We start from the raw sequence: 12,132 nt of genomic DNA on the forward strand, positions 1-12,132 counted from the left end.
CGTGCCGCCGCCCCCGCTCGCCCCCGCACTGCGACACCGGCTCGGACAGGTGCCGCTCGGCTGCCCCGACGTCGCGGCCCGCGCCCTGCCGCTGCTGGCGGCGCTGACCGCCCTGGGTGACGCGGAGGCGTCGCCGGAGGTGCTGCGCCTGTTACGCGGCGGGCTGGGCGGGACCGGCGCCGGGGACCGGGTCGTGGGTCCGGCGCTGCGGGCGCTGGCCTCGTTCGGGACCGGGGCGGCGTCGGCCGCCCCGGTGGTGCGGGGGCTGCTCGAGTCGCGGTACGCGGTAGCGGCGGCCGATGCTCTGTGGTCGATCGAGGGGGACCGTGCGGCCGTAATCCCCCGTGCTGCTGCGGGAGTTGACCGGCGGGCAGCGGTCCGGGCGCCGGTCGGCCGCCGACGCACTGGCCCGGCTGGGTTCCGTGGCTCGGCCGGGCTTGCCCGGGTTGCGGGACATGACCGGGTCGGAGCGGGCGTGGGAGCGGGTGTCGGCCGCGTGCGCACTGTGGCGGATCGACGGCGATCCGCACCCCGTGCTCCCGGTGTTCCGCACGGCGTGGACGACGCATGCCCGCACGCGCGGCCGGATCGTCCGTTGCCTCGCCGGCATGGGGTTCGCGGGCGCGCCCCTGTGGGACCTGCTGGAGACGGAGGTCGCCTCCGAACGGCGCCACACGGCACGGCCGGGCGGGTACGGGAGCCATGACATCCCGGAGGACGAACGGTTGTTGCGGGTGTGCAGGGAGGTGCTGAGGGGGCGAAAGTGAGGAGGCGGACGGTTGACGCGCACCCGGACGTGGGGGGTGCGGCCCGTGTGGGCGCGTCGCCTGAGGGGTGCACGGCCCGTGGCAAGCACCCGGCACGTGGGGGCGCGCCGGCCTCAGCCCGTCGTTCGCCCCCACCGTGGTCCCAGGCGTGCCCACTCCGCGTCCCAGCGGTCCATGCGCCGACGTTCCAGACGGCCGCGCAGGGCGAGGCCCGTGACGAAGGGGACCGTGGCCGCGCTCACGCCGACCAGGGCTCCTATGAAGGCGGAGCGGAAGTGGGCCTGAGTCGCGGTGGCCGGACGGGGCACCAGGTGACCCTTGGGGTCCGTCCAGACGGTGACCGGGGTACCGGGCCCGCTGCCGGGAAGAACACGTGCCTGGCCGGTGTGGGAGGAACCGTCGGCCGCGGTCCAGCGCACCTCGGCCCACCCGCGGCCGCCGCTGGGTGTGCCGGCGTGCGGGGCGGACGCCCCGGACGCCCTGTCCATGACCCGGGCCACGACCGGACGCCACTCGGCGCGCTCCCGGGCCAGCCCGTGCTCGACGGTCCGGTGCGCCGCGAGTCCCGCGAGCACCCCGGCGAGGACGGTGAGCAGCCAGGCGCCGAGCACCACCCAGCCCTCCACCACGTCGGCCCGGCGCCTGAGCGGGTTGCGCCGCCAGCGCCACAGCCACACCTTCGGACCACGGAACGCCTTCAACGGCATCCTCCTCACACCCACACGGACAGGCCGGACCGCCCTCCCATACGGGAGCCGTCCCCTCCTTGCTCACGGCGAGCCCACGACTCGACGGTCGCACGAGAGGCCCCGGCCGCGCAGGCGTATGCCCCGGCGGACCGCCCACCTCGGTCACGACAGGCCGACGGCACCGTCCTGACCTGCGCAGACGGCGACTCCGGGGCCGAGTGTCAGTGCCGGGGTGCAGACTGGCCGCTGTCTGAGGACTACCTGTGACGAAGACGTCCCGGAGGTGATCGGCATGACCGAGGTACTGCTCGCCGTGGGCACCCGAAAGGGTCTGTTCATCGGACGACGGCGAGGTGGCGCCTGGGAGTTCGACGAGAGTCCCTACTTCAACGCGCAGGCGATCTACTCGGTCGCCATCGACACCCGTGGCGCCGCCCCGCGGCTGCTGGCCGGCGGCGACAGCTCGCACTGGGGCCCGTCCGTGTTCCACTCGGACGACCTCGGCCGCACCTGGACCGAACCGGCCCAGCCGGCCGTCAAGTTCCCCAAGGAGACCGGCGCTTCGCTGGAGCGGGTCTGGCAGCTGCACCCGGCGGCGGCCGAGGAGGACGTGGTGTACGCGGGTACGGAACCGGCGGCCCTGTACCGCTCGGTGGACCGCGGCGAGAGCTTCGAGCTGGTCCGCCCCCTGTGGGAGCACCCGACGCGCTCGCGGTGGGTGCCGGGCGGCGGCGGTGAGGGGCTGCACACCATCGTCACCGACGAGCGCGACCCGAAGGCGGTGACCGTCGCCGTCTCGACGGCCGGCGTGTTCCGCACGACGGACGGCGGCGCGAGCTGGGCCCCGTCCAACTCCGGTGTGTCCGCGGTGTTCCTGCCGGACCCGAACCCGGAGTTCGGGCAGTGCGTGCACAAGGTCGCCCAGGACGCGGAGAACCCGGACCGGCTGTATCTGCAGAACCACTGGGGTGTCTACCGCAGCGACGACGCCGGGGCGCACTGGACCGACATCGGCGAGGGCCTGCCGTCCACGTTCGGCTTCGCCGTGGCCGCCCATCCGGGGCGCGGCGACACGGCGTACGTGTTCCCGATCAACGCCGACGCGGACCGGGTGCCCGCCGAGCGCCGCTGCCGCGTCTTCCGCACGGCGGACGCGGGCAAGACGTGGGAGCCCCTGTCGGCCGGTCTGCCGGCGGAGGACCACTACGGCACGGTGCTGCGCGACGCGCTCTGTACGGACGACGGGGACGCCGCGGGTGTGTACTTCGGCAACCGCAACGGCGAAGTGTTCGCGTCGGCCGACGACGGCGACAGCTGGCGGCAGTTGGCCTCCCATCTGCCGGACGTGCTCTGCGTGCGGGCCGCGGTCGTCGCATGAGCACGGGTTGCGGAAAGGGAGGAGGTTCCGGTCATACGTGTCGACGGTGCGGTCGTCCTCGGCCGGTCTCCGGTCATCGATTGATCACCACCCCCTGTACGGCAGTAGGGTGACGCCCGTGGCACCACGACCTCTGCATGAAATCGTCGAAGCGGGCTGGGCTAAGGCCCTGGAACCCGTGGCCGGACGGATCGCCTCGATGGGCGACTTCCTGCGCACGGAGATCGCCGCGGGACGCACCTACCTGCCGGCCGGACCGAACGTCCTGCGGGCCTTCCAGCAACCCTTCGACGAGGTACGGGTCCTGATCGTCGGTCAGGACCCGTACCCCACCCCGGGACACGCGGTGGGCCTGTCGTTCTCGGTCGCGCCCGAGGTACGCCCGCTGCCGCCCAGCCTGATCAATATCTTCCGGGAGCTGAACACCGACCTGGGGCTGCCCCAGCCGTCCACCGGTGATCTGACGCCGTGGTCGGAGCAGGGCGTGCTGCTGCTCAACAGGGCGCTCACCACGGCCCCGCGCAATCCGGGTGCCCACCGTGGCAAGGGCTGGGAGGAGGTCACCGAGCAGGCGATCCGCGCGTTGGCCGGGCGCGGCAAACCGCTGGTGTCGATCCTGTGGGGCCGCGACGCCCGCAACCTGCGTCCACTCCTGGGGAGTCTGCCGGCCGTGGAGTCCGCCCATCCGTCACCCATGTCCGCCGACCGCGGCTTCTTCGGCTCCCGCCCGTTCAGCCGCGCCAACGACCTGCTGATCCAGCAGGGCGGACAACCGGTGGAGTGGCGCCTGTCGTGACCTCGGGCGGCCGGTCTGCCGTGGGGCGGCTCACGCTGCTCGGCTCACCCTGCCGGGTGACGAAAGGACGCTGTCCGTGAGACCACACGACAGGTTTGACATTCTCGACTGCGAAAGGGTCTGCAAATAGTCCGTCCTGTACTGCCTTTGGCATGAACTGCGACGGAACGGCAGGCCACTGCTTTCCGATCCGTCCGTAACTCATCAGACAAAACCGGACGGATACCGCTCACCTGCACCCTCCCCGAACAGGGGAGCCCAGGAAGCCAGTAACATGCGGCGCCATGAGCTCCCCCACTGGGCCCGCGTCCGGCCTGCCAGTACGAATGCCGCGACCCCGCCAGCCCGGACGGCACCGCCGCCCCGAACCGCTGGTGGCTCCCGAGGGCGCGCCCGCGCTCGTCCTCGCAGTGCCGGGCACGCCCAGCGCCGCCACGCGCAGCCTCGCCGAGGAGGTCGTGAGCATCGCGCGCTCCGAGCTGCCCGGCCTGGACGCGCGCATCGGGTACCTGGACGGGGACGACGCCGAGTTCCCCACGCTCCAGGCCGTCCTCACGCACGCCGCCGAGGAGCGCACCGCCCGCTACGGGCAGGCAGTCGCCGCCGGTGTCGAGGTCAAGGAGCCGGACGGCCCGGTCGCCGTCGTCGTCCCGCTGCTCGCCGGCCCGGACAGCGCGCTGCTGCGCCGAGTCCGCCAGGCCATCATGGACAGCCGGATCGCGGCCGACCTGACCGACGTGCTCGGCCCGCACCCGCTGCTCGCCGAGGCCCTGCACGTGCGGCTGTCCGAGGCGGGGCTCGCCCGTGCCGACCGCGCGCGCCTGTTCACCGTCGCGACCGCGGCCGACGGCATCATCCTGGCCTCCGTCGGCGGGGACGAGGCGGTACAGGCGGCCGGGATCACCGGCATGCTGCTCGCCGCGCGCCTCGCCGTGCCGGTGATGGCCGCGGCCCTGGACCAGGAGGGGGCGATCGCTTCCGTCGCCGAGCAGCTGCGCGACTCGGGCTCGCAGCAGCTGGCGCTGGCCCCGTACCTGATCGGCCCCGAGATCGAGCCGGGCCTGCTCGAGGAGGCCGCCTCCGAGGTGGGCAGCTCGACCGCGGAGGCGCTGGGCGCGTACCCGGCGATCGGCAAGCTCGCCCTGGCCAAGTACACGACGGCGCTGGGCATCGCCCCGCCCCAGCCCCAGGGCACCCCGGTGCGCTGAGGCACCACGGCACCACGTACGACACAGGGCCCGCTCCCCGCTGGGGGGCGGGCCCTTCGCCCTCTCGCTCGGTCAGGGGCAGGTGAGCGTGTTCAGAGCGTTCAGCCTGCCCAGGCGGCCCGGACGGTTCAGCCTGCCCGGACGGCTCGGACGGCTCAGGCGGCTCAGCCGAAGACCACGCAGGACGCCGCGGGAACCTCCACCGAGCCGTCGTAGCGCGGCAGCCCGCTGTCCGGCCGGATCGCGAACCAGGTCACGTTCCCGGAGCGCTCGTTCGCCGCGTACAGGAAGCCCGCGCTCTCGGTGAGCGCCCGCGGCCACTCGCCGCCGCAGGGCACCGTGCCGGTCAGGCGGAGCCCCTCGCCCTCGACGGCGAACGCGGACAGGACGTCCTCGCCGCGCGTCGCGGTCCACACGAAGCGGCCGTCGGGCGAGACGACGATGCCGGAGGGGTAGGCGTCGCCGGCCGGGGCGTCACGCAGGACCGCGGTCTCGGTCAGGGGCTTCAGGGAGCCGTTCTCCGCGTCCCAGCGGCAGACGGTGACGGTGGGGGTGAGTTCGTTGAGGACGTAGGCGTACGGGCCGGCCGGGTGGAAGGCGAGGTGGCGGGGCCCGGAGCCGGGACGAAGGGCGATCTCGCGGTGCAGCGCGGGCGCGCCGCGGTCCAGGGTGCACACCCGTACCGAGTCGGTGCCGAGGTCGACGCTGACGATCCAGCGGCCGCTGGGGTCGGGCTGCACCTGGTGGGCGTGCGGACCGCGCTGGCGGCGCTCGTGCGGGCCGGAACCGGTGTGCTGGAGCAGCCCGGACGGGGCGCCGGCGAGGGTGCCGTCGGCGCGGACGGGCACGGCGGTGACGCTGCCCGAGCCGTAGTTGGCGGTGAGGAGGTGCCCGTCGTGCAGGCTGAGGTGGGTGGGCCCGCTGGCGCCGACCTGCACCGGTGGCCCGGTGAGTTCCGGCCGGTCGCCGAGGACGCGGTACGCGGCCACCGCGCCGTCCGCCGTCTCGCTGACCGTGTAGAGCGTGTCGCCGTCGGGCGAGAGGACCAGGTAGGACGGGTCGGGGACGTGATTGGCGCCGTCGAGGAGAGTGAGGGCGCCGCTGTCCGGGTGGACGGCGGCCGTCATGACACCGGGGCCGCCCGCGGCCGTGAACGAGCCGATGAAGGCTCTGTGCCTCCTGCCGCCGTGTGCCACCGCTGGCCCCTCTCGTCCGTGCGCGTCCGGGGCCGACGGTAGCAGTCGATCAGCTGCGGTCTAGACCAAGCGGGTGAAGTCCGGCGGGGAGAACGGCGGACGCCTCCTCAGGCGCCGACGAGCCGTGAGGTGGAGGGGCGCGGCGAGGTCGGTCGGAGAGGTCGGGTCAGGGCGCATTCCAGGCCGGTGCAGGTGGGCCGGCGCGGGCCCGGCGGGTGCTTCGGCGGGCCAGGTGATGTGTTCCGAGCCGTGCGTGAGCGCCTCGACGGCCACTTCTGCGCGGCGGCCAGGCGGGCGTCGTGGGACGCCTCCGGGTCCTGGGCGACCGCCACGAGACCGCGGACCTCGCGTGCGCAGTCGTCGAGCAGGTCGAGAACCCGGCGGGCGCGGCGCCTGCGGGCCGGCATCGGGTTCAGCGGGTGCACGAGCGGGGCGACCGCATCCCCGGCGTCGCCCGCGGCACCCTGCAGGTCCGTCTGGACCGGCGCGACCGGAACGGTGTGATCACCGGCACGAGTCCCTCGCTCTCCCCGGCCGCGCCGGGCCACCGGTGCCGGCGACCTGCTGACCCGGATCGTCGCCCGGGACAACGCCCACCTGCCGAGCCTGGTGCGCACCCGCACGGAGGTGGCGCTGCGCGAGCGCGTACCGCACCGTCTGCTGCCCCTGGTGGAGTCGGTGAGGCGGACGGCTGGGCATGGCACCGGCGAAAGGGCAGCCGCTCCGGGGGCGCCCTCACCCGGAGGGACCAGTGCGGCCCGCCGGTCGTGGACCGTCCTCCGGGCCGCCGCACGCAGGGACCTTGAGCCCGGGGCCGGGGGCGAACGCGCCGGTGACGGCGCGCGGGGTGCGGCATGCGTTCCTACGTTGGGCTCACCACTGCGCGAGAAGGCGAGCCGCCACATGATCGAGATCGTGAACGCCGAGGCCGCATGACGACCGTCCAGCAGCGCGAGTCGGCCCGTGTCGCGGACGACCGGCGCTGGAAGGCACTCGCGGTCTGTCTGACGGCGGGGTTCATGACCTTGCTCGACACGTCGATCGTGAACGTGGCGCTGCCCTCCATGGAACGTGGACTGCACGCCGCACAGGCGGACCTGTCGTGGGTCATCTCCGGATACGCCCTCACGTACGGACTGGTCCTCGTGCCCGCCGGCCGGCTCGGTGACCTGCGGGGCCGCCGTGAGACCTTCCTGATCGGGGTCGCACTGTTCACCGCCGCGTCGGCGGCGTGCGGGCTGGCCCCGTCCGGCACCTGGCTCGTGGTGTTCCGGCTCCTGCAGGGCGTCGCGGGCGGCCTGATCGCGCCCCAGGGCTCCGGGCTCATCCAGCAGATGTTCCAGGGCGCGCAACGTGCCCGCGCCTTCGCCGCGTTCGGCAGCGTCGTCGCCGTCTCGACGGCGGTCGGACCGCTGGCCGGCGGCGTGCTCATCGAGTTGTCCGGCAGTTGGCGCTGGGTCTTCTACGTCAACCTGCCGGTCGGCCTCGCGGTGTTCGCCGCAGCGCTGCGGCTGCTGCCGAAGTCCGTACCCCGGCGGGATCCGGGCGAGGGGTTCGACGTACCGGGTGTGCTGCTGCTCGGTGCCGGGGCGCTGGCACTGATGCTGCCCCTGGTGCAGGAGCAGGCATGGCCCGGGCGGCGCAAGTGGCTCCTGGTCCCCTTCGCCGTCGTGCTCCTCGTGGCGTTCTGGGCGTGGGAGCGAAGGCAGGGTCGGCTCCGGAAGGGGCCGCTGATCGATCTGCGGCTGTTCGCGCTGCGGTCGTTCACGCTGGGCGCCCTGATGAGCCTGGTGTACTTCCCCGGGTTCACCTCGGTCCTCTTCGTGTACACGATGTTCCTGCAGAACAGCATGGGCTACAACGCGCTGGCGGCCGGTGTCGCGGCGATGCCCTTCGCGGTCGGCTCGGCGGCCGCCGCGCTGGTCGGCGGGCGGCTGGTCGTCCGGTACGGCCGCCGGCTCGTCGTGTACGGGCTGTACGGGGTGGCGCTCGGGCTGCTGGGCACCGTGGCCGCCGTGCAGCTCGTACCCGGTGACGGTGTGGGGTGGGCCGCGGCTCTTCCGCTGCTGTTGGCCGGGACCGGTTCGGGGCTGACCGTCTCCCCCAACACCACACTGACGCTCGCCAGAGTTCCGGTGCGCCGCGCCGGGGCGGCGGGAGGGGTGCTGCAGACCGGTCAGCGGATCGGTTCGGCCGCCGGGATCGCGGCGGTGGGGGCGGTGTACTTCGCGCATCTCGCCAACCACGGGCGTTCCGCCACGGCGCTGCAGCTGGGGCTGGCGACGGCGTTGCTCTTCGTGGTGACGGCGCTGGTCCTGGCGGTGGCCGACGTGCGCAGCGGGTCACCCGTCGTACGAGGCTAGGGCCGCCCGCGTCACGACCGCCCGCAGTCACCGAGCGTACGGTCGTAGGCGATCAGGACCGCCGGCGGGGTCTGCCCCGCTTCGGCGTCCCGGAGCGGCCACGTGACGTGCGGCCGGTGGCCGACCTGCCCGCCGCGGGCTTCTGCCGCGTCTCGGGTCGCTTCTGCCTGCCCTGCGGCTCGGGCTGCTGGGCCGCGCGGCCACGCGTGCTGTTGACCGTGCGTCCGCGCACGATGCCGATGAAGTCCTCGACCAGGTCGGTGGTGGCCTCCTCGGGCCAGGACAGGGCCACGCTCGACTGCGGGGCGTCCACGACCGGCCGGTAGGTGAGGTCGCGGCGGTGGTGGAGGCGGGCCAGCGACTGGGGGACGACGAGGAGGCCCACGCCGGCCGCGACGAGCTCGATCGCGTCGGCCGTGGTCGCCGGGCGCTCGAAGGCGGGCTCACCCGGCGGGACGTCCCAGTCGAAGACGTCGTCGAGCGGGTGGAAGAGGACCTCGTCGGCGAGGTCGGACAGCGTGACCTCCTCGGCCGCGGTGATCAGGTGGTCCTTGGGCACCACGACCACGGTCGTCTCGGTGTACAGGGGGATCGCGCTGAAGAACGTGCGGTCCACCGGCAGCCGTACGAATGCCGCGTCCGCCCCGCCCTCGCGCAGCACCTCGGAGGCTTCGGCCGGGGTCACCTGTACCAGGGTGAGCGGGATGTCGGGCAGGCGCTCGTGCCAGATCCGCACCCATTTGGCGGGCGTCACTCCGGGGACGTACGCGAGCCGGAACGACGGTGTTTCCTGCGAGCCTGTCACCAGGCCAGGTTACCGGCCGTGGTCGGACCTCCCGGACACGGCCGATACCCTTGACCTCATGAAGTCTCAAACCGGCCCCCAGACGATGAAGCCCGCGACCGCGGCGAAGAAGCTGGGTGTGTACCTCCCCGCCACCCCCGCCGAGTTCCAGGAGGGTGTCGTCTCGCGTGCCGAGCTGAACGAGCTTCAGACCGATCCGCCCCAGTGGCTGCAGGAGCTGCGGCGCAACGGTCCGCACCCCCGTCCGGTGGTCGCGGCGCGGCTGGGCGTCTCCATCGCGGGCCTGGCACGCGGCGGGGTCACCGAGCCGCTGACCACCGAGCAGATCGAGGAACTGCGGCAGGAACAGCCCGAGTGGCTGGAGAAGGAACGCGCGACCCAGGCCGAGGTGCGCAAGGAAGCGGCGCGGATCAAGAACCTGAAGAAGGAGAAGGGCGCCCGGCAGAGCTGAGGCCCGCCGGGCGCGCGCCGTCAGCTGTCGGAGGGCACCTTCAGCTTGTCCCAGCTGGCCTTGCCGGGTATGCCGTCCGCGTCCTTGCCCTTGAAGCCGAGCTTGTGCTGCCAGGCGGCGTAGGACTTGCGGTCGGCCTCGGTCCACTCCGGGCTCGGTCCGCGCTCGTAGTGGCCGCACCCCTCCGCGACCAGGCGCCGGCCCATCGCCGTGATCAGCGGTGACTTCTGCCCGATGTGGAAGAAGCCGCTGCCCGGGAAGGGCGCGTACCTCGGCTTCGGCGCCGGCTTGTGCGGCTCCCCCGGGTCCTTGCCGCCGCCCTTTCCGGCGAGGCGGTCGGCGATACGGCGGCGCATGCCGTCCATCGTGAAGCCGCGCGGGTCCTGCTTGCCGGGCTGCCACTCCTTGTGCCCGATGACGGAGCGCTCGGACCAGCCGTGGTGGCGGCAGATCGCGGCGGCGACCTTCTCGATGGCCTCCTTCTGCGCCTCGGGCCAGGGGTCCTTGCCGTCGCCGAGGTTGATGCACTCGAAGCCGTAGAAGTGCCGGTTGCCGTCGGTGTCGGCCTCGTTGTCGGCCGGCAGCTTCGTCTCGTTGACCACGGCGCGCAGGACATCGCTGTCGCCGAGTCCCGCATGGTTGGCGCGGCCGTTGCCGACGAGATGGACGTGGCCCTGCTTGTCGATGACGCCGTGGCACAGCGGGCCGGGCAGTCCGGAGTAGCCGTTGTAGCAGATGTTCACGGAGTTCTCGGTGCCCGAGGTGACGGTGTGGTGGATCATCACGCCGTTCACCGGTCCCCAGGGGCCCTTGGTGTTGCGGTTGTGGTGGCGCCAGTCGCGCACCTCGTGGACGGTCACGCCCTCCGCGCGCAGGATCTCCACCAGCTTCGACGCGCTCAGCGGCTGGGCCATCACTCGTCTCCTTCCGCGGCGGCCTCGGCCACCGCCGTGGTCTGCGAACGGCCCCCGGAGGGGTCGGTCTCGGCCGCCCGTTCCTCCCGCGCGGCCTGCGCCTCGGCGGCCAGGGCCGCCTCGTCGGCCGCCGGGATGCTGCTCGCCAGCGGGCCGAAGGCGAGCCGCAGGTCCACGGCGCTCTCCTCGCCCTTGACCAGGGCCAGCGGGGCGAAGTGGCGTGCGATGCCGGCCGGTTCGCGCAGCAGGGGGCGGCGGGCCGGGTCGGTGGGCCACTCGACGCTGCCGGTGGCGGTGCGGGCGGGGATCAGCCAGTGGTCGCCGGTGCGGTAGCTGCCGCCCTGGGCGAAGTAGACCTCGACGCCGTCCTCCAGGGGCAGCCACTCCCCCTCGGTGACGGGGACGGCGCCACCCTTCAGGGCCGCCGTGCGGCCCTTGCGGCGCGGGCCCTCGTGGTGGTCCCAGCGGCGCAGGAACGGGTGCAGGTGGGGCAGCCGCCCGACGCCGGGGTCGGGTTCGGCGGACAGCCGGACCCGGCGGCCGGGCAGGTCCAGTTCCTCGACCCGCAGCAGGGGCAGCGCCTCGAGGCGGGAGGCGTAGGCGGTGTCGGTGAACTCGACGTGGTCGCCGACGTCGAGGTCCAGCTTGTCGTCGACGCCGAGGGACGCCAACTGCACCCAGGTGCCGTCGAGTTCGTCGACCGGGAAGACCACCGAGCCGTTCTCGCGGGACCACTTGAAGGTGGCGTCCTTCGCCTCCCCGCCCGTGTGGACCTCGACCCGGTACAGCTGGTTCTCCTGGCCGCGGTAGCGCGCGTCGGGGCGGACCAGGCACGGGTCCTCGTCGGCGTGCTCGGGCCGCGTGCTGCGGGCGGCGAGCCGCGACGCGGCGGCTGCTCGGCGCTGCGCCCAGCGCGCGAAGGCGGCTCGCACGACCTCCTTGGACGGCCCGGCAGCGTCGCTGTCGTCGAGCTCCAGCTCGCTCAGGGACAGGGGCAGCACCTGCCAGACGGCCTTGGAGCGTACGGCGGTGTCGGGCAGCGCCGCACCGAGGGCGACCTCGCGCAGGGCCGGGTCCTCGGCGGCGTTCACGGCCCGCTCCCAGACGTGCAGGTAGACGACGAACGGCGACGGAGTGGGCGAGGGCAGCCGGTCGCCAGGCTTCTCGGGGTCGCGGAAGCCGTCGGGCTGGTCCCAGTAGTCCCAGTACGTCTTCGCGTCCGCCGGCTGCTCCTCCTCGGCGGCCTCGTGCGGTACGGGTGCGCCGGGCACCGGGCGGTCGGCGTCGACGAGGATGCCGTCGACGTAGTAGCGGCCGCCGTGGATGTAGAGGGTGTCGATGTCGTGCTTACCGCCGACGTACTCGATGCGGAAGCCGGTGGCGTCACGGGGCCCGCCGTGCTGTCCGATCAGGTCGGCGACGAGGGTGCGTTCCCGGTGGAGCTGAATGGCGGTCTGTTCGTTGAGGTCGGCGTCGAGCTGGACACGGCCCTGCTGGGCGACGACCGCGGAGTAGTGCCGCTCCGGGCGGAAGGTGGAGCGGGAGAGATCGGCGTGCATGAAGGG

General features: G+C 73.5%; 12 protein-coding genes and 1 pseudogene. 7 read left to right on the forward strand and 6 right to left on the reverse strand.

Translation table 11 applies throughout. The annotated features are described in order from the left end of the window. Window positions 1-151: 151 nt before the first annotated feature. Window positions 152-457 carry a hypothetical protein gene (locus tag IEZ19_RS08935; protein ID WP_189310541.1) on the reverse strand — a complete coding sequence of 102 codons (306 nt, stop codon included), beginning with the start codon at window positions 455-457 and terminating at the stop codon, window positions 152-154. On the opposite strand from IEZ19_RS08935, the gene IEZ19_RS08940 reads away from it, so the two are divergent. Continuing rightward, complete coding sequence (locus IEZ19_RS08940; protein WP_189310542.1) at window positions 456-767, forward strand: hypothetical protein; 312 nt, start codon at window positions 456-458, stop codon at window positions 765-767. The two genes, IEZ19_RS08935 and IEZ19_RS08940, sit on opposite strands and share 2 nt — an antisense overlap. Window positions 768-880: 113 nt before the next feature. Here IEZ19_RS08940 and IEZ19_RS08945 read toward each other — a convergent pair whose 3' ends face one another. Beyond that, window positions 881-1,468 carry an Rv1733c family protein gene (locus IEZ19_RS08945; protein WP_444545187.1) on the reverse strand — a complete coding sequence of 196 codons (588 nt, stop codon included), beginning with the start codon at window positions 1,466-1,468 and terminating at the stop codon, window positions 881-883. Window positions 1,469-1,748: 280 nt separating this feature from the next. On the opposite strand from IEZ19_RS08945, the gene IEZ19_RS08950 reads away from it, so the two are divergent. The 3 genes from IEZ19_RS08950 (at window position 1,749) to IEZ19_RS08960 (ending at window position 4,838) form a co-directional block, all read left to right on the forward strand. Further along, entirely contained in the window at window positions 1,749-2,834 is a 1,086-nt protein-coding gene (locus IEZ19_RS08950) for a WD40/YVTN/BNR-like repeat-containing protein (RefSeq protein WP_189310544.1), read from the forward strand. A gap of 118 nt (window positions 2,835-2,952) precedes the next feature. Then, a complete protein-coding gene (locus IEZ19_RS08955) occupies window positions 2,953-3,630 on the forward strand; it encodes a uracil-DNA glycosylase (protein WP_189310545.1) in 678 nt (225 codons plus the stop codon). Between the two features lie 284 nt (window positions 3,631-3,914). After that, complete coding sequence (locus tag IEZ19_RS08960) at window positions 3,915-4,838, forward strand: sirohydrochlorin chelatase (RefSeq protein WP_189310546.1); 924 nt, start codon at window positions 3,915-3,917, stop codon at window positions 4,836-4,838. 164 nt (window positions 4,839-5,002) lie between these two features. On the opposite strand, the gene IEZ19_RS08965 is transcribed toward IEZ19_RS08960, so the two are convergent. Beyond that, window positions 5,003-6,034, reverse strand: a complete 1,032-nt coding sequence (locus IEZ19_RS08965; protein WP_189310547.1) for a lactonase family protein — start codon at window positions 6,032-6,034, stop codon at window positions 5,003-5,005. Window positions 6,035-6,471: 437 nt separating this feature from the next. Between IEZ19_RS08965 and IEZ19_RS08975 the strand changes: the two are divergent. Together IEZ19_RS08975 and IEZ19_RS08980 are read left to right on the forward strand one after the other, a co-directional pair. Then, window positions 6,472-6,727, forward strand: a pseudogene (locus tag IEZ19_RS08975) (Lrp/AsnC family transcriptional regulator); the annotation flags it as partial. A gap of 239 nt (window positions 6,728-6,966) precedes the next feature. Continuing rightward, window positions 6,967-8,397, forward strand: a complete 1,431-nt coding sequence (locus IEZ19_RS08980) for an MFS transporter (RefSeq protein WP_189310548.1) — start codon at window positions 6,967-6,969, stop codon at window positions 8,395-8,397. Between the two features lie 52 nt (window positions 8,398-8,449). Here the strand turns inward: IEZ19_RS08980 and IEZ19_RS08985 are convergent, their stop codons facing one another. Continuing rightward, window positions 8,450-9,202 (reverse strand): LysR family substrate-binding domain-containing protein, encoded by a 753-nt coding sequence (locus IEZ19_RS08985; protein ID WP_189310549.1) that lies wholly within the window; start codon window positions 9,200-9,202, stop codon window positions 8,450-8,452. A 58-nt stretch (window positions 9,203-9,260) separates the two neighbouring features. Between IEZ19_RS08985 and IEZ19_RS08990 the strand changes: the two genes are divergently transcribed. Next, window positions 9,261-9,653 (forward strand): DUF5997 family protein, encoded by a 393-nt coding sequence (locus IEZ19_RS08990; RefSeq protein WP_189310550.1) that lies wholly within the window; start codon window positions 9,261-9,263, stop codon window positions 9,651-9,653. A 20-nt stretch (window positions 9,654-9,673) separates the two neighbouring features. Here IEZ19_RS08990 and IEZ19_RS08995 read toward each other — a convergent pair whose 3' ends face one another. Beyond that, on the reverse strand, window positions 9,674-10,567 hold the full coding sequence (locus tag IEZ19_RS08995) for a peptidoglycan-binding protein (RefSeq protein WP_189310551.1): 894 nt from the start codon (window positions 10,565-10,567) through the stop codon (window positions 9,674-9,676). Next, the gene (locus IEZ19_RS09000) at window positions 10,567-12,126 is read right to left on the reverse strand and encodes a DUF6519 domain-containing protein (protein ID WP_189310552.1); all 1,560 of its coding nucleotides are present in this window, start codon (window positions 12,124-12,126) and stop codon (window positions 10,567-10,569) included. Before IEZ19_RS09000 ends, IEZ19_RS08995 begins: the two co-directional genes overlap by 1 nt. Window positions 12,127-12,132 lie beyond the last annotated feature (6 nt).

Source organism: Streptomyces brasiliensis, from assembly GCF_014647875.1.
Lineage (GTDB): Bacteria > Actinomycetota > Actinomycetes > Streptomycetales > Streptomycetaceae > Streptomyces > Streptomyces brasiliensis.